General features: G+C 64.5%; 14 protein-coding genes. 9 read left to right on the forward strand and 5 right to left on the reverse strand.

The genetic code is table 11. From position 1 onward, the window contains the following. Window positions 1–45: 45 nt before the first annotated feature. The 5 genes from ACP7DE_RS17070 (at window position 46) to ACP7DE_RS17090 (ending at window position 7,756) form a co-directional block, all read left to right on the forward strand. Entirely contained in the window at window positions 46–1,593 is a 1,548-nt protein-coding gene (locus ACP7DE_RS17070; RefSeq protein WP_426073225.1) for a C13 family peptidase, read from the forward strand. 42 nt (window positions 1,594–1,635) lie between these two features. Next, entirely contained in the window at window positions 1,636–1,998 is a 363-nt protein-coding gene (gene czcI, locus ACP7DE_RS17075; protein ID WP_426073226.1) for a cation efflux protein, CzcI family, read from the forward strand. A 106-nt stretch (window positions 1,999–2,104) separates the two neighbouring features. Then, window positions 2,105–3,337: a TolC family protein gene (locus ACP7DE_RS17080; RefSeq protein WP_426073227.1), complete on the forward strand. Its 1,233-nt coding sequence runs from the start codon at window positions 2,105–2,107 to the stop codon at window positions 3,335–3,337. Between the two features lie 12 nt (window positions 3,338–3,349). Continuing rightward, complete coding sequence (locus tag ACP7DE_RS17085) at window positions 3,350–4,555, forward strand: efflux RND transporter periplasmic adaptor subunit (protein WP_426073228.1); 1,206 nt, start codon at window positions 3,350–3,352, stop codon at window positions 4,553–4,555. Window positions 4,556–4,579: 24 nt separating this feature from the next. Further along, the gene (locus tag ACP7DE_RS17090) at window positions 4,580–7,756 is read left to right on the forward strand and encodes an efflux RND transporter permease subunit (protein WP_426073229.1); all 3,177 of its coding nucleotides are present in this window, start codon (window positions 4,580–4,582) and stop codon (window positions 7,754–7,756) included. A 120-nt stretch (window positions 7,757–7,876) separates the two neighbouring features. Here ACP7DE_RS17090 and ACP7DE_RS17095 read toward each other — a convergent pair whose 3' ends face one another. Continuing rightward, window positions 7,877–8,389: a hypothetical protein gene (locus tag ACP7DE_RS17095; RefSeq protein WP_426073230.1), complete on the reverse strand. Its 513-nt coding sequence runs from the start codon at window positions 8,387–8,389 to the stop codon at window positions 7,877–7,879. A 122-nt stretch (window positions 8,390–8,511) separates the two neighbouring features. Further along, complete coding sequence (locus ACP7DE_RS17100) at window positions 8,512–8,748, reverse strand: hypothetical protein (protein ID WP_426073231.1); 237 nt, start codon at window positions 8,746–8,748, stop codon at window positions 8,512–8,514. A 211-nt stretch (window positions 8,749–8,959) separates the two neighbouring features. Here ACP7DE_RS17100 and ACP7DE_RS17105 point away from each other — a divergent pair, with 211 nt between their 5' ends. Next, entirely contained in the window at window positions 8,960–9,334 is a 375-nt protein-coding gene (locus ACP7DE_RS17105) for a hypothetical protein (protein ID WP_426073232.1), read from the forward strand. Here the strand turns inward: ACP7DE_RS17105 and ACP7DE_RS17110 are convergent, their stop codons facing one another. Further along, window positions 9,335–12,379 (reverse strand): sensor domain-containing diguanylate cyclase, encoded by a 3,045-nt coding sequence (locus ACP7DE_RS17110; RefSeq protein WP_426073233.1) that lies wholly within the window; start codon window positions 12,377–12,379, stop codon window positions 9,335–9,337. 224 nt (window positions 12,380–12,603) lie between these two features. Here ACP7DE_RS17110 and ACP7DE_RS17115 point away from each other — a divergent pair, with 224 nt between their 5' ends. After that, window positions 12,604–13,323, forward strand: coding sequence for a helix-turn-helix domain-containing protein (locus ACP7DE_RS17115; protein WP_426073234.1), 720 nt, complete (start codon window positions 12,604–12,606; stop codon window positions 13,321–13,323). 8 nt (window positions 13,324–13,331) lie between these two features. Here the strand turns inward: ACP7DE_RS17115 and ACP7DE_RS17120 are convergent, their stop codons facing one another. Both ACP7DE_RS17120 and queC read right to left on the reverse strand, forming a co-directional pair. After that, the gene (locus ACP7DE_RS17120; protein ID WP_426073235.1) at window positions 13,332–14,225 is read right to left on the reverse strand and encodes a sterol desaturase family protein; all 894 of its coding nucleotides are present in this window, start codon (window positions 14,223–14,225) and stop codon (window positions 13,332–13,334) included. A gap of 93 nt (window positions 14,226–14,318) precedes the next feature. After that, complete coding sequence (gene queC / locus ACP7DE_RS17125) at window positions 14,319–15,032, reverse strand: 7-cyano-7-deazaguanine synthase QueC (protein ID WP_426073236.1); 714 nt, start codon at window positions 15,030–15,032, stop codon at window positions 14,319–14,321. 222 nt (window positions 15,033–15,254) lie between these two features. On the opposite strand from queC, the gene ACP7DE_RS17130 reads away from it, so the two are divergent. Beyond that, window positions 15,255–17,168: an autotransporter assembly complex protein TamA gene (locus ACP7DE_RS17130; protein ID WP_426073237.1), complete on the forward strand. Its 1,914-nt coding sequence runs from the start codon at window positions 15,255–15,257 to the stop codon at window positions 17,166–17,168. A gap of 8 nt (window positions 17,169–17,176) precedes the next feature. Then, entirely contained in the window at window positions 17,177–21,592 is a 4,416-nt protein-coding gene (locus ACP7DE_RS17135; RefSeq protein WP_426073238.1) for a translocation/assembly module TamB domain-containing protein, read from the forward strand. Window positions 21,593–21,683: the final 91 nt, after the last annotated feature.

The raw sequence follows: 21,683 nt of genomic DNA on the forward strand, positions 1-21,683 counted from the left end.
ATACAGTGGCAGACTAGGCCCCTTCCTACAGACCAGACCGTCCTCATGACTGCCACGCTACGCGCCTCGCTTCGCCCCTACACCCTCGCCGGCCTGCTGGCCTTTGCCGCGCTGGGCATGCCGCCGCTGTGCGCCGCGCCAGCCAAGGCGCCGGCGGCGGAAACGGCCGATGGCGGACGCTATTTCGGCCCTCTCGTCGCGGGCAAGATGCATGGCCAGGGCCGGCTCGAGTACGCGAGTGGCGCGTTTTATGAAGGGGGCTTCGCGCGCGGCGTGTTTTCCGGCCAGGGCACGCTGCGCCAGGCTTCCGGCGTCGAATACACAGGCGCCTTTCGCCAGGGCGCCTTCGATGGCATCGGCCGCTACACCTCGCCCAAGGGCGAGATCTATGCGGGCAGCTTCATCAAGGGCAGCTTCGAGGGGCAAGGCCGCTTCCAGGGTGCCGACGGCGCCACCTTCGAAGGCCATTTTAAACACTGGCGCCCGCATGGCGCCGGCAAGCTGACCGACACGGACGGCACCGTCTTTGAAGGCGAATTCGTCCAGGGACAGGTACAGGGTAAGGCCACAGTCAGCACCAGCGACGGCATCCACTACGAAGGCGAGCTGAAAGACTGGAAATTCGAGGGTGTAGGCGTGCTGCGCACGGCCGAGGGTGACGAATACCGGGGCGGCTTCAAGAATGGCCAGTTCGACGGCAAGGGCGTGCTGCGCTACGCCGTCGCGCAGGCGGATGGCCGGCGCGAAGACAGCGGCCACTGGACGGAAGGCCAGCTGGACGACCCGGCCGCCGACAAACTCACGCGCGACAATATCGAACTGGCCCTGTATAACCAGCGCACCGTGCTCGATGGCGCCCTGGCGCGCATCGCGCCGCGCGATGCGGCAAAAAAAATCAATCTCTACCTGCTGGGCGTGGCCGGCGACGGCGCGCAGGAAGTGTTTCACCGCGAAACAGCCTTCGTGCAGCGCCAGTTCGACCGCGATTTCGGTACCGTGGGGCGCTCCCTGATGCTCGTCAACAGCCGCAACACGGTGGCGCAGCAGCCGATGGCCACGCGCACCAGCATAGCCGCCAGCCTCGATGCGCTGGGCGCAAAGATGGACAAGCAGAACGACATCCTGTTTTTGTTCCTCACCAGCCACGGCTCGCCCGAGCACGAACTGGCGTTGGCGCAAAACGGCATGGACTTGCACGGCTTGCCCGCGCAGGAGCTGGCGTCCATGCTCAAGCACAGCGGCATCCGCTGGAAAGTCATCGTGATCTCGGCCTGCTATGCGGGCGGCTTCATTGCGCCCTTAAAAGATGACAACACCCTCATCATCACGGCCGCGCGCAGCGACCGCACCTCGTTCGGCTGCGACGACCAGAACGATTTTACCTATTTCAGCGAAGCGTATTTCAAGGAAGCCTTGCCGAAGAGCAGCAGCTTCACGGAAGCGTTCGACCAGGCCAAAGTGCTGGTGCAGGCGCGCGAGGCGGCCGATTTCCGCGAGGGAGGCATGGAAACGGAAGAGCATTCCGAGCCGCAGCTATTCCAGGGTAAGGCCATCGCCGCGCAGTTGAAAGCATGGCGCACCCAGCCGCGCTAAGCGCGGCGCGGACTTCCTTCTTTCTGTACAATAGCTGTCACCATGCGACGATTTTTCCTCATTTTGCTGCTGTTCGTGCTTCCGCTCCAGATGTCCTGGGCAGCGGCGAGCGCGTATTGTCTGCACGAGGAAGGCAAGGCGGCGCAGCACCTGGGCCACCACAGCCACCAGCACAAGGCTGATGCGGACAAGAAACCCGTGGCCGACAAGGCTGACAAGCAATCCAAGGGCCAGCCGCACAGCGATTGCAACGTCTGCCATGGCATCGGCCATGCGTGGCTGCCGGCCGGCTCCAGCCTGCCCATCGGCGACACGGCGTCCGTGAACGCGGACACCGCCCCCTTCTTTTACGCTTCCCACATCCCGGACGCTCCCAAGCGCCCTGACTGGTCGTCGGCCGCCTAGGCCGACGGGACGTTTCATTCCACTGATCGCAATACACGCGCCTGATTGACTTGGGCGCCAGCCTGCGCGTCCCGTCGAATTCTTTTCCATGCTTTTGGAGAATTCGATGTACCGAACCATCTTGTTACTTTCCGCCGGCCTGCTGGCTGGCAATCTTGCCCATGCACAAGCACCTGGGGAACCTGCCGGCTCCCTGACTCTGCCCGCCGCGCTGGCCTTGGCCGAAGGCGGCAACGCCACCCTGTCGGCCGCCCGCCATGAACTGGCGGCGCAGGGCGGCGTCCTGCAACAGGCGCGCGCCCTGCCCAACCCGGAACTGCAAACGGTGCTGGAAGACACGCGGCGCGCCACGCGCAGCACCACCGTGCAGCTCAATCAGTTGATCGAGCTGGGCGGCAAGCGCGGTGCCCGCGCGGCTGTCGCCCAGCGCGGCGAAGAGCTGGCGCAAGCGGGCCTGTCACTGCAGCAAGCGGACACGCGCGCGCTAGTGACCACCGCCTTTGTCGACGTGCTGGCGGCGCAGGAAGGCTTGCGCCTGGCCGACAGCGCGCAGGCGCTGGCCGCGCGCGCCAGCGGCATCACGGCGCGCCGGGTGACGGCCGGCAAGGCCTCGCCCGTCGAGGAAACCCGCGCCAGGGTCGCCGAAGCGAGCGTGCGGCTGGAGCTGAACCTGGCTCGCAGCACCCTGGCCAGCGCCCGCAAGCGCCTGGCCGCCCTGTGGGGCAATGCCACGCCCCGTTTTTCCCTGGCCGAGGGCCGCCTGGAAACCCTGCCCGAGCTGCCACCGGCCAGCGAACTGGCGGCGCGCCTGGCCCAGGCGCCGGCCGTGCGCCAGGCGCGCAGTACGCTGGCGCAACGGCAAGCCATGCTGGACGTGGAACAGCGGCGCGCCACACCCGACGTCACGCTAAGCATCGGCATGAAGCGCTCGGAAGAGCTGGGCCGCAACCAGGCCATAATCGGCCTGGCCTTGCCGCTGCCGCTGTTCGACCGCAATGCCGGCAACAAACTCGATGCCCTGCGCCGCAGCGACAAGGCCAGCGACGAGCTGGCTGCCGCCCGCATCGCCGTGCAGACGGCCGTGGCGGCCGCCAGCGAACGGCTGGCCACGGCCCGGCTCGATGTGGAAAGCTTGCGCCAGGACATCTTGCCCGGTGCCCAAAGCGCCTACGACGCGGCCAGCAAGGGTTTCGAGTTCGGCAAGTTCGCCTTCCTCGACGTGCTCGATGCCCAGCGCACCTTGCTGCAAGCCAAAAACCAATACCTGCGCGCGCTGACCGAAGCGCAGCACGCCGCCGCCGAGATCGAGCGCCTGCTCGGCGCCCCCGCTCCCCTGTAAGGAAGACCCGACATGCATATCAAACTCGACAAGAAACAATCGATCGCCATCGGCGCCATCGCGGCCGCCGGCATCGTGCTCGCTACCCTGATCCTCGGCACGGGCAAGTCCATGACTGCGCCGCCCGCCGCCGTCAAGACGGAAGCACATGCTGAAAAGAAAGACGAACACGGCCACGAGGCAGTGGAAGGCAAGCTGGAATTGAGCGCCGCGCAAAGCCGCGCGGCCGGCGTCGTCATCGCCACGACCGCGCCTGGCCGCATCCAAACCACGGTGGCCCTACCCGGTGAAATCCGTTTTAACGAAGACCGCACGGCGCACGTCGTGCCGCGCCTGGCCGGCGTAGTCGAGGCCGTGCAAGCGGACCTGGGCCAGCTGGTAAAAAAGGGACAAGTATTGGCTGTCATCGCCAGCACGGAACTGTCGGAACAGCGCAGCGCACTGCTGTCGGCGCAGCGGCGTTTGTCGCTGGCCCGCTCCACGTATGAGCGCGAAGAAAAACTGTGGCGCGAAAAAATCTCGGCCGAGCAAGATTATCTGCAGGCGCAGCAAACGTGGCGCGAGGCGGAAATCGCCGTGCAGAACGCGCAGCAAAAGCTCAGCGCGCTGGGTGCCAGTGGCGTCAGCAAGGGGCCGCTGAACCGCTACGACATCCGCGCGCCGTTCGACGGCATGGTGCTGGAAAAACATATCACCCTGGGCGAAGCCGTCAAGGAGGACGCGAACATCTTCGTCATTTCCGACCTGTCGACCGTGTGGGCGGAAATCGCCGTGCCGGCGAAAGACCTTGCCACCGTGCGCATGGGAGGCAAGGCGGAGGTGAAAGCCAGTGCCTTCGACGCCAGCGCGCAAGGCACGATCACCTATGTGGGCGCGCTGCTGGGCGAGCAGACGCGCACGGCCAAGGCACGCATCAGCTTGCTGAACCCGGACATGGCCTGGCGTCCGGGCCTGTTCGTCAGCGTGGAAGTGGTGTCCGGCGAAGCGGACGCACCCGTCACCGTGCAAAGCACGGCCATCCAGACGGTGGAAGACAAGCCCGTCGTCTTCGTGCAAGTCAAGGATGGCTATCAGGCCACGCCCGTGGTGCTGGGGCGCAGCGATGGCAAGCTGACGCAGATCAAGCAGGGCCTGGCCGTCGGCACGCCGTACGCGGCGCAAGGCAGCTTCGTGCTGAAGTCCGAGCTGGGCAAAGATGCTGCCGGCCATGAACATTGATCACGTTAAACAAAGGAAACCATCATGTTTGAACGCTTGATCCGCTTTGCCATCGAGCAGCGCTGGCTGGTGATGCTGGCCGTCGCCGCCATGGCTGGCCTGGGCATCTACAGCTATCAAAAGCTGCCCATCGACGCCGTGCCCGACATCACCAATGTGCAGGTGCAAATCAATACCCAGTCCGCCGGCTATTCGCCGCTGGAAACCGAGCAGCGCGTCACCTTCCCCATCGAGACGGCCATGGCCGGCTTGCCGAACCTGGAACAGACGCGCTCGCTGTCGCGCTATGGCCTGTCGCAAGTGACGGTGATCTTCAAGGATGGCACGGACATTTATTTTGCCCGCCAGATGATCAACGAGCGCTTGCAGGAAGCCAAGGAAAGCTTGCCGGCAGGCATCGCGCCAAAGATGGGCCCCGTCTCCACGGGCCTCGGTGAAATCTATCTATGGACGGTGGAAACGCAAGACGGCGCGAAGAAGCCGGACGGCACGCCCTACACGCCGACGGACTTGCGCGAAATCCAGGACTGGATCATCAAGCCGCAATTGCGCAATGTCACGGGCGTCACGGAAATCAATGCCATCGGCGGCTACGCCAAGCAGTACCAGGTGGCACCGTATCCGGAAAAACTGGCCGCCTACGGCATCAGCCTGCAAAACGTGGTGACGGCGCTCGAACGCAACAACAGCAACGTGGGCGCCGGTTACATCGAAAGGCAGGGCGAACAATTGCTGATACGCGCGCCGGGTCAGGTGGCATCGAAAGACGACATCGCCAACATCGTCGTCGACAATGTGCAGAGCGTGGCGATTCGCATCCGCGACGTGGCCGACGTGGTACTGGGGCGCGAGTTGCGCACGGGCGCTGCCACGGAAAACGGCCGTGAAGTGGTGCTGGGCACGGTCTTCATGCTGATCGGACAAAACAGCCGCGCCGTCTCGCAAGCCGTCGACAAGAAGATGCTGGAAATCAACCGCAGCCTGCCAAAAGGCGTGCACGCCGTCACCGTGTATGACCGCACGGTACTGGTCGACAAGGCCATCAATACGGTGAAGAAAAACCTGCTGGAAGGCGCCGTCCTGGTGATCGCCATCCTGTTCCTGTTTCTCGGCAATATCCGCGCGGCCGTCATCACGGCCACGGTGATTCCGCTGGCCATGCTGTTCACGTTTACGGGCATGGTGCAATACCATGTGAGCGCGAACCTGATGAGTCTGGGCGCGCTCGATTTCGGCATCATCATCGATGGCGCCGTGGTGATCGTGGAAAACTGCGTGCGCCGCCTGGCCCATGCGCAGCAAAAACTGGGACGGCCCTTGACCTTGCAGGAACGCTTTCATGAAGTGTTTGCGGCATCGCAAGAGGCGCGCCGCCCCCTGCTGTACGGTCAGCTGATCATCATGGTCGTGTACCTGCCCATCTTCGCGCTGACGGGCGTGGAAGGTCGCATGTTTACACCGATGGCCCTGACGGTGGTGATCGCCTTGCTGGGCGCCATGCTGCTGTCGATCACCTTCATCCCGGCCGCCGTGGCGCTGTTTATCGGCGACAAGGTGGCGGAGAAAGAAAACGCCATCATGCGCGCGGCCAAGCGCTGGTATGCGCCGCTGTTGGACAAGGTGATGCGCAACACGCCCGTCGTCTTGACGAGCGCGGCGGTAGCTGTAGTGCTGTCGGGCTTGCTGGCCACGCGCATGGGCAGCGAATTCGTGCCCAGCCTGAACGAGGGCGACATCGCCATCCAGGCCCTGCGCATCCCCGGCACCAGCTTGAGCCAATCGCTGGCCATGCAGCAGCAGCTGGAAAGCAAGCTCATGGCAAACCACAAGGAAATCGCGCGCGTGTTCGCCCGCACGGGAACCGCCGAGATCGCGTCGGATCCCATGCCGCCGAATATTTCTGACGGCTACATCATGCTCAAGCCCCGCGATCAGTGGCCGCAACCGACAAAGTCACGCGAGCGATTGCTGGCGGAAATCGAAGTGACGGCCACCAGCTTGCCGGGCAACAACTACGAGTTTTCGCAACCGATCCAGCTGCGCTTCAATGAACTGATTTCCGGCGTGCGCAGCGACGTGGCCGTGAAACTGTTCGGCGACGACATGAGCGTGCTCGACAGCACGGCAGCGAATATCGCCGGCGTGCTGGGCAAGATTCCCGGAGCCACGGAAGTGAAAGTGGAACAGACGACGGGCTTGCCCATGCTGACGGTGCAGATCGACCGCGAGCAGACGGCCCGCTACGGCCTCAACATTGCTGACGTGCAAGCGGCAATCGCCACGGCCATCGGCGGGCAAGAGGCAGGCACCCTGTTCCAGGGCGACCGCCGCTTCGACATCGTCGTGCGCCTGCCCGACAGCCTGCGCAGCGACCTGGAGCAGTTGAAACGCCTGCCCATCGCCCTGCCCCTGGGGGCGGCGGCGGAAGGCCGCGCCCGCTTCATCCCGCTCGGTGAAGTGGCCAGCCTGCACCTGGCGCCGGGGCCGAACCAGATCAGCCGCGAAGACGGCAAGCGCCGCATCGTCGTCAGCGCCAACGTGCGCGGGCGCGATATCGGCTCCTTCGTGGCCGACGCCACGCAGCAGTTGCAATCGCAAGTGGCCATTCCCCCCGGTTACTGGACCAGCTGGGGCGGCCAGTTCGAGCAATTGCAGTCGGCCACGAAACGCCTGGAGCTGGTGGTGCCCGTGGCGCTGGCCCTCGTCTTCGTCTTGCTGTTTGCCATGTTCGGCAACGTGAAAGATGGTTTGTTGGTGTTCAGCGGCATCCCATTCGCCTTGACGGGCGGCATCGTCGCCCTGTGGCTGCGCGACATTCCCATGTCGATCTCGGCAGCGGTGGGCTTCATCGCCCTGTCCGGCGTGGCTGTACTGAACGGCCTGGTGATGATCGCCTACATCCGCCAGCTGCGTGAACAGGGCATGCCCTTGCAGGAGGCGATACGTGTAGGCGCCATTACCCGCCTGCGTCCCGTGCTGATGACGGCGCTGGTGGCCTCGCTGGGCTTCGTGCCGATGGCCATTGCCACGGGCACGGGCGCCGAAGTGCAGCGCCCGCTCGCTACCGTGGTGATCGGCGGCATCCTGTCATCGACAGCCCTGACCTTGCTGGTGCTGCCGCTGCTGTACCGGCTCGCGTACCGCAAGGAAGAGGAGGTGGAAATGCAGGCCGCGCCCGAAGGCGCGGCGGTACAGCTGTAGGACGGGAACCAGGCGTAGCAAAATCGTAGCGAGCGGCTTCGATTTGTGGCTGAGAAGCGGAGCTGTACTCAAGTACAGCGAGCATCGGAGGCCGCAAAGCGTGCCGCGCAGTAGATTTTGCTAGCCCGGCTTGCGGTAGCCGCCTTCGATCCAATTCGCTGCGGACGTGGCGTTGAACTTGAAGGCGGCCGAGGTGCGCACCTTGGCGATCTGCTCGCCATCGGCGTCATAGGCGCTCAGTTCCGCGTACGGGTGGTCTTCGTCGGGCACGATGTCAAACATCACCTTGACTTGTCCCTCGTCGGTGGCGACAAACAAGTTCTTGTGCAACTGCGCATGCAGTTGCTGCTCGTGGCGGCGCAGCACTTCCGAGGCCGTCTTCACCAGCGTGTTAAACGCGTTGACGTCGAGCGGCTTCGGGTTTTTCTTGTCGCGGCCCATGGTCCACGGACCCACCAGCGCCGGCTCCGGTTCGCCATCCTTGATCATGGCCACGGCCCAGCCTTCATCTTCCTCGTTCTTGATCACGCGCGCCGTCCAGCCATTGCCTACCCACAGGCGCGGCTCCTGGATCGGGGCGTCATTGTCTTGCTCGGCTGCTGCGTCGGAAAAATCGGGGAAATCGGTACTCATGGCGGTGCTCGTGATGGAAGGTCGGGGCTAGCATGATAGTCGAAAACGCCCTCCCGTGCCGCCTTGCCGCAAGCGCGACGGCACGTCACACAGCACGAGCCAGCCTGCCGCCGCGGCAGCGATCAGCACATGGACATGGCAGGCCGGTTGGGCCAGGTCAGCGGAGGTCCGGGCGGTACCCAGCGCGGGTCGATGGCTGGCAGTGGCGCATGGTAATTAAAGGGATTGATGATGATCGGCGGTATCGCCGATGGCGCGCCGACGGGTTCGGCGCAGGACTGCGGGGCGCTACGCTGGCGCGTGATGTGATGACCAGAAGGGGATAGCGATTGATCCCCTGTATCTGCAAACAAAAGCATGTTGCCCTCCTTGCGAGACTGAGGTGTTCAGTATAGGACGGCTTGCGTACATTACAAGAAAAGAAATCTTGTTCTACATCAGCGTTTTCTGCCCGCCAGCGCCTTCCATACCGTGATATTGACCGCCTGTCGCACGCCGCTGGCAGCGCCAGCCGCGCGCCGCTACAGTGTGACCATGCAATATCCAGTCACCCATCCTCAGAGGCCCATCATGAAAAAATTACTCACCTTCGTCCTCATCGTCATGCTTGCCTGCCTGTTCCTCGACAAGATCGGCGGCAGCGACATGCACATGCAGTTCCACGGCGACGATATCGATGGGCCGCTGGAGTGGCTGTTCGGCCTGGTGTTTGCCGGCGGCGGCTTGCTGATCGCCGCCATTGCGCTGGTGTGCGCCGCCGTTGTCACAGGCGTCGTACTGGCCGGCGTGGGCGTGGTGCTGATCGCCGTGGTGGCCTTGTGCGTGGTGTTGGCGCTGGCGCTGAGCACGCCCGTGCTGCTGCCGCTGCTGATTCCCGTCGCCATCGTCTGGCTGATCGTCAGCCGCAATCGCAAGCAAGCGCAAACGCGTCAGCACAGCCTGTAATCACTGCGCCATGAACTTGCTGAGCACGCCGTCGCTGCCGCCGTCATTCTGTTCGATGCGGTTGCGCCCGCCCCGCTTGGCCCGGTACAGCGCCTCGTCGGCGCGTGCCAGCACGGCGTCGGAATCGGCATCGGTACCGGCCATGGCGGCCATGCCGATGCTCACCGTGATGGTGATCAAGATGCCGCCATCGGTGGTCAGCGAACTTTCCGCCACACGCCGGCGCAGCCGTTCGGCAAACACGGCCGCCGCCGCCAGGTCGGTGCCGGGCAGCAAGATGGCAAATTCTTCGCCGCCCACGCGGCCCGGCACGTCGACCTTGCGCAGCGCCTGGCACATCAGCGCGCCCAGGTGGCGCAGCACGGTATCACCCACCGCGTGGCCATACTCGTCGTTGACGCGCTTGAAGTGATCGATGTCGAGCATCAGCACGCTGGCGCAGCTGGCCAGTTCGCGCTGCAGCCGTGCATGCTCGTTTTCCAGCGCCGCCATGAAGTGGCGCCGGTTCGGCAAGCCAGTCAAAAAATCGGTGGTGGCCAGCTGCAGCAATTCCGCATTCATGCGCTTGCGCTCGGTGATATCGAGCGAAGACACCATGACAAAGTCCAGGCTGTCCGCATGGCCGGGCATCACCAGCAAGCTCAATTCATTTTGGCGCGCCGCACCATCGAGACGCACGAAGCTGCTCTCGCACTCGTACAGGTGGGCGCCGCCAGCCAGCGCCAGCAGCGCATCGCCGAAACGGGGCAAGGCGCTGTCATCAAAATTCTGTGCCAGGCTCAGCGCGCCGCGGCGCTGGTCGTCCTCGTTGGCACGCACCTGCGCCAGTGCGGCACCGTTCGCATCGATGATGCGCACCAGCTCCGCCAGCCGCCGCAGCGCGTCCGGATTGGCATGAAAGTAGGCGCCCAGGTCGCGCACGCCCGCTTGCCCGAGTGCGTCGAGCGCGGCGCGCACGGCCGACCAATCCTGCTCCCACAGGGCCACCGGCGCATGGTCGTACAGGCTGCGGAAACGCGCTTCGCCGGCGCGCAGGGCCAATGCCACCTGCGCCTGTTCGATGGCCATGCCGGCCAGGTGCGCCGCCTCGCTCAGCCGCGCCAGATGCGCCGCGCCCGGCAAGGTGGGCTGGCGGTGATACGCCGTCAGGACGCCAAGCAGCTTGCCCGAGCCGCCACGCACGGGCTCGGCCCAGCACGATTGCAGCTGGGCTCGCCACGCCAGCTCCATCGTCTCTTGCACATTGGCAGCGGCATGCAAGTCGCCCACAATCACGCGCTGGCCGTCGCGCAGGGCTTGCGAGGCGATGCCATGCACGCCCTGCAGGGTGTCGAGGTCATGGCCATGGCTGGACAGGTTAAAGAACGCGGGCAAGCTCGGCGCCGCGCCCAGCACCAGGCGATGGCGGTTTTCATCGAGCAGCAAGATGCTGCACAGCATGGCGGGATGGTCGGCTTGCACGCTCAGCACCACGCTTTCCAGCACGCGTTCCAGCGGCGCGCCCGTGGCCAGCATTTCCAGCACCTGGCGCCGCGTGTGCTCGCGCCGTTCCATCTGGCTACGCTCGCTGATATCGCGGAAGGTCCACAAGCGCGCCTGTTCGTTGCCTAGCTGCATGCTGCGCACATATTGTTCGACCACCCGTCCATCGCGCAGGTGCAGCACATCGCGCCGTTCGCGGTGGCCGTGCGGCGCGTGAGCGCGTGCTCCAAGGAAAGGCGCCGCCTGCCACAGCTGGCTTTCCACATGGCGCACCAACACCGCGCCATCGGCTTGCCAGTCGAGCGCATCGGGCACTTGCCACAGGTCGCGGAAGCGCCGGTTCGAGGTGAAGATGCGGCCATTGATGTTATCGACCAAAATGCCGTCAATGGTCGAATCGAGGATGCTGCGCAGCATGGCCTGGCTGCGCTGCGCTGCCTCGGCCATCGCCAGCACGCTCGCCTGGCCCCGCTCCAGCTGGCCGGTCAGCTCGCTCGAGCGCGCCAGCGCCGCCTGGGCGCGGGCGCGACCCGCAGCCAGCAGCCAGGCCGCCAGCGCCAGCACGATGCTGGCCAACAAGCCGGTCAAGGCCACCAGGCGGGGCCGCGCCAGCAGTTCGCCATCGAAACCGGGCATGGTGCGCACGCGCAAGGTCCAGGCATGGCCGGCGATGCTGATCGCCTGCTGCGACAGCAGACTGTCCGAGGCGGCAGACGACTGCGCGCCCGGCAAGCGGTCATACATCAGGGCCGCCTCGGACAGTTGTGCGCCATCATAGATTTTCAAGTCCAACTGGCGCGCCCCCTCGCCGCCCACGCCCGCCATCAGGTCACCCATGCGGAATGGCGCAAACACCCAGGCGCGCAAGGCGGCGCGCCGCTGCTCCACGCTGGCATGCGGCAAGCCACTGTCATATACGGGCAGCACGACCAGAAAGCCATGCGTCTGGGCGCTGCCACCATCTTGCACCAGGTGGATCTTGCCCGTCATGGCGGCCTGGCCCGTATCGCGCGCCTGTTCGAGCGCGGCGCGGCGCACGGGTTCGGACCCGATGTCATAGCCGAACGCCAGCAGGTTGCTTTCGCTTAAAGGTTCCAGATAAGTGATGGGCGCATGCCAGGCGCGCTGGCCCGGCGGACGCACGGCATAGCCGGGATAGCCTTCCGCGCGCACGCTCGCTTCGTGGCGCGCCAGGGCGGCACCGGGCAACAGCGGCAGGTAACCGATGCCGTGGATGCCGGGGAAGTGCCGATCCACCTGCTGCACCGCCAGATAGGCATGGAATTCGCTGCGCGTGACGCCCTGCGAACTGGCATACAGTCCCTGCACGCCGTGCAGCACCTGGATGTAAGTCTGCATGCGAACGACGATGTTGTTGACCAGTTGGCGCACGCGGAAGTCAAAATCGGCCTGCACCTGCTGTTCGCTGGCGTCGTGGGCATTGCGCCAGGCGCCATACGTCAGTCCCAGGCACAACGCCAACACCAGCGCGGCCAGCACGCGCGGCCCCACCCAGTGCGACACTGACCGAGCAAACCACGACGAGGACGTGCGTGTAGGCATGACAGGCTAATAAGCAGGATGGACATCAAACCGCTACACGACCAGCAACATGGCTGGCAGCGGACTGCACGATTACCATCGGTAGTCGATGAAAACGATAGTACGTTACAGCGGGCGCCCTTGCAATGCTGAATATTGTATTAAAAAAATCACATATTTCGTCAATGCAATGATGCGTACTCCAGGAAAATTCGATGCCGTGAAAACCATCTCCACCGGCTGGTATGATCGCCCCGCAATCCATCATCAAGGAGTCGCGTTTGCAGCAGAATAGCTGGCAGGGAACACTATGGCTGGCGCCGGACTTTGCCATCCTGCATGGCGCAGTGGGCGCCACGGACAGCCACGCCCATTATGCGCACCAACTGATGCTGAGCACAGGCGGGCCCTTCACGGCAGAGCTCGACGGCATCGTCCACACCGCGCAGCACTTGCTGGTCGAGAGCCTGCGCCCGCACGCCATCCTGGCGGCACCGGCCCCCATGCTGACCATCTATGCGGAACCGCAGCGCCTGGGCGGGCGGGCCTTGCTGGCAGCCGCCGGCAGCGCAGGCGCGGCCAGCCTGGACAGCCTGGCCGCCGCGCTGCAGGCACAGCCGCGCGAAATCCTGGCCGACGCACGCGTGCAGCGCGCGCTGGACCAGGTCGATGCGCTGCTGTCCGGCAAGGTCAGCGCGGCCGCCGTAGCCGAGGCGGCGCATTTGTCGCTGAGCCAGCTGGAACGCCTGTTCAACGCCCAGCTGGGTTTGCCTGTGCGGCGCCTCGTGCTGTGGCGCCGCTTGCGCCTGGCCATCCGTTGTATTTTGCTCGGCAGCACCCTGACGGAGGCGGCCCACGGCGCCGGTTTTGCCGATGCCGCGCATTTTTCGCGCACCATGCGCAGCCTGTTCGGCGTGCGCGCCGACCGCAGCTTGCGCCAGCTCAACGTCAAACTGATCGGTTGACTTGTCGCCTAAGACCCGTGGCGCAAGCCCGCCGGCAGCTCGGGCGCGCGCACGCCCTCTTCCGCGCGGAACGGCTCGATCAACTGCGGCAGGTAGGCCACCGGATAGTTGGGACGGCTGCCGATGCCCAGGTCCTCGCCCCGCAGGCGGTAGCCGGGGGCATCGAAGGCCGTGCCCAGCAAGCGGTCCCAGCAGGTAAAAAACAGGCCGAAATTCACGTCGCCGGCCGTGCCGTATTTCATGTGGTGGAAACGGTGCAGAGGCGCCCAGGCAAACACGTGGCGCAGCGGCCCCATGCGCATGTCGACATTCGCGTGCTGCAGCAATAGCTGGATCGCCACGGCAAACGCCAGCACGGCCATGACAGGCTCCGGGATACCCAGCAGCAACAAGGGCAGCATGCCGCCCGCCGCTTCTAGCAGCAAGTGCAAGGGATGTTTCATCCAGCCATTAAAACCGTACAGGCGCTGCACGCTGTGGTGCACGGCGTGCAGCTTCCACAGAAAGTAAGCACGGTGGCTCAGGTAATGCACGAGCGTGATGCCGCAGTCGGCGATGAGGATCGCCAACAGCAACTGCCCCCAGAACGGCAACTGGACTGGCCACAACGGTCCCAGCGCCAGATGGCCAGCCAGCAGGGGAAATGCAGCCAGACCCAGCAAGTACAGCGCCTCGTTGACGAGCGCGTGCAGGCTGTCGCGCCAGCCATCGCCGTGTCCATGGTTCCAGGCAGCGTCATACGGCAGATAACGTTCGGCAAGAAAGGACGTGAACAGGGCCAGCAGCAACAGCGGCGGCAAGACCCAGAGGGAATGCTGGCGAAGCGCCACCAGCGAGCTGGCGGCGCCGATGAAGCCAGCCCAGAAGACGGGGCCGTACAACGCGGCAAAGAGGGATTTCATGGCAAGGCGCTCCTGTGGCAAAAACCACAGCATGGCCCGCAACCCTGCGGCGCCGCTTGAAGAAACGGCGCAACCTTTATTTGGCAGCCCGGCTTACTTGGCTGCCTTGCGCGCCGCGTATTGCTGGTAGCCGTTCGCGCGCAGGGCACAGGCGGGGCAGGTGCCGCAGCCATAGCCCCAGTCGTGCAGCTCGCCCCGCTCGCCCAGATAACAGGTGTGGGTGCCGCTGCGGATCAGGTCGACCAGCGGCTGGCCGCCCAGGTCTTCCGCCAGGTCCCAGCTTTGCGCCTTGTCCAGCCACATCAGCGGCGTTTCCAGTTTCAACCGCGTGTTCATGCCCAGGTTCAGGGCCACTTGCAGGGCCTTCATCGTGTCGTCGCGGCAATCCGGGTAGCCGGAAAAATCCGTCTCGCACATGCCGCCGACCAGCACCGTCAGGCCGCGGCGGTACGCCACGGTGGCGGCCACTGTCATGAACAGCAAGTTGCGCCCAGGCACGAAGGTGTTCGGCAAGCCGTTTTCCTGCATGACGATCTCGACATTCTGTGTCATGGCCGTATCGGAAATGGCGGAAATCACAGACAGGTCTATCATGTGATCCTGGCCCAGGCGGCTGTCCCACTCGGGCGACTGCTGGCGTATCTGCTCGAGCACGCCGGGACGCACAGTCAATTCGATGGCATGGCGCTGTCCATAGTCAAAGCCGATGGTTTCCACGCGGCTATAGTGCTTGAGGGCCCAGGCCAGGCAGGTGGTGGAATCTTGTCCACCGCTAAAGAGCACCAGTGCGGAGTCCGTTGCTAGCATAAATTTTCTTTCCATGTTTTTATCTGTTGCAATAGTGCGCGGGGAAACGAGATTCCCCATGCAAAAAATACTTATTCGTCCGCCATCAGTTTACCTATTCCGGTAACATGCAGTCAGCATTTACTCATCTGGAGCACCATGTTTTCTGCACGACCCATACGGCATACAGTTGCCGGCAAGGCGATACGACCACGAATTTTGGCACAAGTAGTGACAAAAGCAATGGGTCAACTGACACTGGCGGCCGCCGGCAGTGTCATCTTGATATGCCCGCTCGCCCAAGCCCGCGCGCAAGAGGGCACGCAAGTGAGCACGCAAGAGAACACGCAAAGCTCGCCCGGCGACAACCCCGCCACGGAGGCGGCGCCCGCGCCGCTGCAGTACGAGGTCAAGGTCAACGCGCCCGGCGACCTCGATGAGTTGCTCGAAAAAAACCTGGACCTGGAACGCTTCCGCGGCAACCCGCGCATGGACCGCGAGCAATTGCAGCGCCTCGTGCGTGATACGCCTGAGCAAGCCAAAAACCTCGTCGCGACGGCCGGCTACTATACGCCCGTCGTCACTGTGCGCGTCGATACGACGGGCGCCAAACCCGTCGTCATCGTCGACGTCGATCCGGGCGCACCGGTGACCATCGAGAAGGTCGAGCTGGAATTGCGCGGCTTCGATCCCACGCCACCCTTGGCCGCTTCCGAACAGTATGATACGGAAGCGCTCAAGCGCAGCTGGCCGCTGAAGACGGGCAGCGTGTTTCGCCAGTCCGACTGGGAATCAGCCAAGCGCGCGCTGCTGCGCGAAGTGGTGCAGACGCGCTATCCGCGCGCCCAGCTGGTCGATACGCAAGCCGTGGTCGACCCGGAAACGCACAAGGTGTCCTTGCTGGTGGTGCTCGACAGCGGCCCCGAGCTGCGCTTCGGCGAACTGCGCATCGAAGGCTTGAAACGCTACGATGCCAGCATCATCCGCAACCTCGACAAGATACGCCCGGGCGACTATTACAGCGAATCGGCGCTGCAATCGCTGCAGGCGCGCCTGCAGGACACGGGCTACTTTGCCAGCGTGGAAGTGAGCGCCGACATGAGCAGCATCTTGGGCGAGCAGATCGAGGCAGGCCAGGAAAGCCAGCAAGCCGATGCCGCCGGCGCCGAAGCCAAGCCGGCCAATCGCGGCCCCGCGCCGCTGCTGCCGCTGGTCGTGCGCGTGACGGAAAACAAGCAGCAGAACGTCAGCGCCGGTCTCGGTTTCAGTACGAATACGGGGAATCGCGCCCAGCTCAACTATGACAACCTGAATGTGTGGGGCACGCGCTTCAAGAGCGCGATCACCATGGAAACGAAGAAACAGGCGGCGCACGCCAACTTCTATTTCCCCACCACCGAGCGCGGCTACAACGACAGCGCGGGCGCCTCGTTCGAGCGCAGCGACATTTCCAACGAAATCACGGCCGTCACCACCATCTCGGCCAAGCGCAACTGGGGCGGTACCAACCTCGAGCGCAGCCTGACGTTCGAGTTTCTCAGCGAAGACAAGACCATCGTGGGCATGGAACAGACACGCAGCAAGAGCTTGCCCCTGACCTATGCCATCACCAAGCGCAGCCTCGACAGCCTGCTGTTCCCCACCAAGGGCTATGTCATCAATGCCCAGGTGGGCGGCGCCCTGCTGCCCGTGCTGACGGACGAGCGCTTCGTGCGCGTGGCCAGCAAGGCCGTGTATTACCGACCGCTGGGCGAAAAAGGCGAACTGATCGTGCGCGGTGAAATGGGCGCGCTCGGTTCGAAGGAAAAACGCGGCGTGCCGGCCGTCTACCTGTTCCGCGCGGGCGGCGACCAGTCGGTGCGCGGCTATGGCTACCAGGAACTGGGCGTGAAGGAAGGCGATGCCACCACCGGCGGGCGCTACATGCTCACCGGCAGCGCCGAATACCAGTACTGGTTCAAGCCGAAATGGGCGATCGCCGCCTTCTATGACGCCGGTAACGCGGCCGACACGGTAAAAGCGGCCATGACGCCGAAATCGGGCTATGGCCTGGGCGGGCGCTACAAGAGCCCCGTCGGCCCCATCAATGTCGACGTGGCGTATGGCCATGCCGTCCACAAATACCGTTTGCACTTCTCTCTGGGATTCACTTTCTGATGTCCGATATGACTACCGAGTCCCATAACGCCGCCCCTCCACCTCCGGCGAAAAAACCGCGCCGCTGGCCCCGCTATGTGCTGATCGCCGTCACCAGCCTGGCCGTGCTGCTGGGCGCCGCCTTCTGGTTCCTGGGCCGCGAATCGACCTTGCAGATGCTGGTGCAAAAAGTGGCCAGCGCCAGCGGCGGCGAGATCGCCGTCACGGGCGTGTCCGGCTCGCTGTACAAGCGCATGCACCTGGGCCATGTCAGCTACCGCAGCAAGACGCAGCACATCACGGCCGACAATATCGACATCAACTGGTCGCCGTTCCAGTTTTTCTCGGAAGGCATCGCCATCAGCGAACTGCATGTGGCCAGCCTGTCCGTGGAAAGCACGGCACCCTCCGAGGAGCCGTCGATCATGCCTGCCAGCCTGGCCCCGCCTTTTAAAATCGGCATCAGCGACGCGCGCCTGGACAAGGTGACCTTGGTCAGCGCGGGCGGCAATACGGTATTTGAAAAGATCCATTTCACCTTGTCGGGCGACAAGACGCAATGGCAGCTGGAAGACGCCTCGGCGCTGACGCCGTTCGGCCAGGCCACGGCCAGCGCGACGATTGCAGCCACGCAGCCGTTCAAACTCAGCGGCAAGGCGGGCTTGACGCAGCTCCATGCTGCCGCAGGTGAAAAACCGGCCGCCCTGGCGCTACGGCTGGGCGGCGACCTGAATGTGCTGAACGTGACGGCCAAGGGCAACGCGGGCGCAGCCACGGCCGACGCCCAGTTGGCGCTGGCGCCGTTCGACCCCGTCATCATCCTGCGCTCGGCCAGCATTCGCGGGCGCAACATCAATCCGGGCAAGTTCGACGCCACCTTGCCGCAGGCGGACCTGAGTCTGGAACTCGATGCCGCCATCGACACGCGCCCCAACGCGCAAACGGTGTCGGGCAAGCTGGCCATCCTCAACCACGCCACACCCGGCCCCATCGATCAGCAAAAGCTGCCGCTGCGCCAGTTCGAGGCGCGCCTGGGCGGCACCCTGACGGCCACAACGCTGGAATCGGCCATCATCGATTTCGGCAACGCGGGCAAATTCACGGGTAGCGGCAAGCTCAACCGCGACGCCGTCGATGCTCCCATCGGCAATGCGCAGCTGACCTTGCACACCGACAAGATCGACTTGCAACATATCTACAGCAGCATCAACAGCACCAAGATCGTGGGCGACATCGTGCTCGACAGCGACGGCAAGACGCAAACCCTGCGCGCCAAGCTGGGTGAAGCCAATCTGCGCCTGAACGTGGAAGCCACCCTGGCCGATTCCCTGGTGCAGCTGCGCAAGGCAACCTTGCAAGCAGGCAAAAGCAGCGTCAACGCGACGGGCCAGATCAGCCTGCAAGACGAGCAACCATTCAAAGCCGTGGCGAACGCCAGCCGCCTCAATCCCGCCGACTTCGGCGCCTTCCCCGTGGCCGACCTGAACGTGGACGTGCGCGCCAACGGCCACGTGGCACCCAAGTGGCTGGCGAATGCGGACTTCACCGTACGCCCCAGCAAGCTGCTTGACCAGCCGTTGTCGGGCAAGGGCAAGCTGACGGCCGATGCCGCCCACTTCAGCGACATCGACGTGCAATTAGCGTTGGGCAAGAACAACGTGACGGCCAAGGGAAACTTTGGCGGCGCCGGCGAAAAACTCAACTGGAATATCGATGCGCGCCAGCTTTCGGCCCTGCAGGGCGACTTGCTGGGCGCCGTGCAAGCCAGCGGCGTGGTGCAGGGCACCCTGCAGCAGCCGCGCACGACGTTTGTTGCCGATGCAAAGGGATTGGGCCTCACCAGCGGCAAGCGCCCCGCGCCTGACAGCGCCATCCACGCCAGCGGCGACGTGGGCTTAACGGGGCCGAAGAAGGAAGCGGAATTGAAAATGACGGGGTCCTTGCAAAAGATCAACCCGGCCGCGTTTGGCGCATCACTGCCCAACGGCAACGTGAATGCGGATTTCACCGGCAGCGGCCGCTTGAGCGGCGACTGGCAAGTAGCCCTCAATCTGGCCTTGCGCGAATCGACCCTGCAAAACGCGCCGCTGGCTGGATACGCCAAGCTGTCGGCCAACGCGAAACGGGTCGACAGCGTCGATGCGGAACTGCGCCTGGGACCGAACAGCCTGCTGGCCAAGGGCGCGCTGGGCGGCGCCACCGACAAGCTGACGTGGAAACTCGATGCGCCGCAACTGTCGACGCTCGGTCCCCGCTTTGCCGGCGTGCTGCATGCCTCCGGCTCCGTCTCGGGCAAGATGGATGCGCCCGCCGCCCAGCTGAGCCTCGATGGCCGTGACCTGACCTTCTTTGGCGACCAGCAATTGAAAGCCGTGAAAGGCAGCGCCAGCGTGGGCGCCGGCCAGGGCGCGCTCGACCCCATGGTCAGCAGCCTGGACATCACGGGCTACAGCACGCCCACCTTCAAGCTGGCCAGCGCCCGCCTGGGGACGACGGGCACGCGCGGCAGCCATACGGTGAACCTGGCGGCGCGCAACGACGATTTCGATGCCACCGTGCAAATCCGGGGCAGCCAGAACGGCGCCAGCTGGACGGGCACCATCGACGGCCTGCAAAACAAGGGACGCTATGCCCTGGTGCTGCAAGCGCCCGTGCCCGTCAAGGTGGCGGGTCCTGCCGGCAGCGGCGTGGCGGGCCTGGGCCAGCCTGAACAAATCAGCGTGGGCAACACCGTCATCAAATTACCAGCAGGCAGCATCACCATGCAAAGCCTGGTCAAGAACGGCCCCCGCTGGACCAGTTCCGGCCAGGCGGCCGGCGTGGCACTGACCTATCTGGCGCAAGTGATCCCCGCACTGCAGGCGAATGCGCGCAGCGACCTGACCCTGGGCGCGCAATGGTCGCTCGACATGCAGGTGCCGACGGCCAAGCAGAAAGACCCGTCTTTGGCCGGCATGCTGCACATCTACCGCGAAAAAGGCGACGTGACAGTAGGCGTGGAACAGCCGCTGGCGCTGGGCTTGCGCACCCTCGATGCGCGCATCGACGTGGCCAACCAGCAACTGCGCCTGGCCGTGAAACTCGATGGCGCGCGCGCGGGCCAGAGCGACATCAACGCCACCGTGCAAATGCTGGGCGGACGCATCAGCAACGACAGCGCCCTCTCCCTGACAGGCACTACCAGCATCGATTCGCTGGCCTGGCTGGCGCCGCTGACGGGCCAGCCAGGCCTGGAACTGGGCGGCGCCTTGAAGGTGGCCCTGTCCGGCAGCGGCACCATCGGCGCACCGCAATTGAATGGCGACATCAACGGCAGCAAGCTGCTGGTGAACTGGGCCGACCAGGGCTTGAAATTGCGCAATGGCGTGCTGCAAGCCAAGCTGGCCGGCGATCAATTGCAACTGCAGCGCCTGAGCTTTGACGGCGGCGATGGCAAGGTACAGGCAGATGGCTGGGTGCGCTTTGCGAATGGCGAAGCGAGCCTGGAACTGAAACTGCTGGCCGACCGCCTGCAGGCGCTGTCGCGCCCCGACCGTACATTGATCCTGTCGGGCAACAGCACCCTGGTGCGCAACGACAAGCGCTTCAGCTTCGAGGGCAAGTTCAAGGCCAACCGCGCGCTGATCGAACTGGCGCCGCAGGACACGCCGACGCAAAGCAGCGACGTGGTGGTGCTGGGCAAGGAAGTCAAGGGCAGCAAGGAAGCGCCTTCGCTCCCTCTGAATATCGACCTCGAGTTCGATCTGGGCAATGCCTTCCACCTGCGCGGCATGGGACTCGACGCCGACCTGGCGGGCAATGTGCGCGCGCGCGTCATCAACCGCGCCGCGCCGCGCGTGACGGGCAGCATCCGGGTCGTCAACGGCCTGTATGCGGCGTATGGACAGAAGCTGGCCATCGAGCGGGGCCTGATCGCCTTCACGGGCGCCTACGACAACCCATCCCTGAACATCCTCGCCGTGCGCAAGCGCCCCGAAGGCGAAGCCTTGTCGGAAACGAACGTGGAAGCGGGCGTGGAAGTGCGCGGCACGGCCCAGGCGCCGACAGCCAAGCTGGTCTCCACGCCGAGCGTGTCGGACAGCGACAAGCTGGCCTGGCTGATCCTCGGCCATGGCGCGGAAACGGCGGCCGGCGATGAAATGGCCCTGCTGACGACAGCCGCAGGCGCCCTCTTCGGCGGCTCCGGTGGCGGCTTGCAAGGCAAGCTGGCCAGTTCGCTGGGTCTCGATGAAGTGGGCCTGTCGCAGGCGCAAGGGCTGGAAAGCACCGTTGTCACCGTCGGCAAGCGCCTGTCCTCGCGCGCCTACCTGACGTTCGAGCAAGGCACCAGCACGGCGACCAGCCTGGTCAAGCTGCGCTACAAACTGAATCGCCGCATCACCCTGCAATTCCAGACGGGCACCAACAATGCGCTCGACGTGTTGTACACCTGGGCGTTTGACTAGATTGAGCGTAGCTTGGATTAGCGGCGTAGCCGCGTAATCCGACACCACCACCAGAAACAGCAAAGGGCGCCTCGGCGCCCTTTGCTTTACT

Source organism: Janthinobacterium sp. DSP2-3-3 (assembly GCF_049897325.1).
Classification (GTDB): domain Bacteria; phylum Pseudomonadota; class Gammaproteobacteria; order Burkholderiales; family Burkholderiaceae_D; genus Janthinobacterium.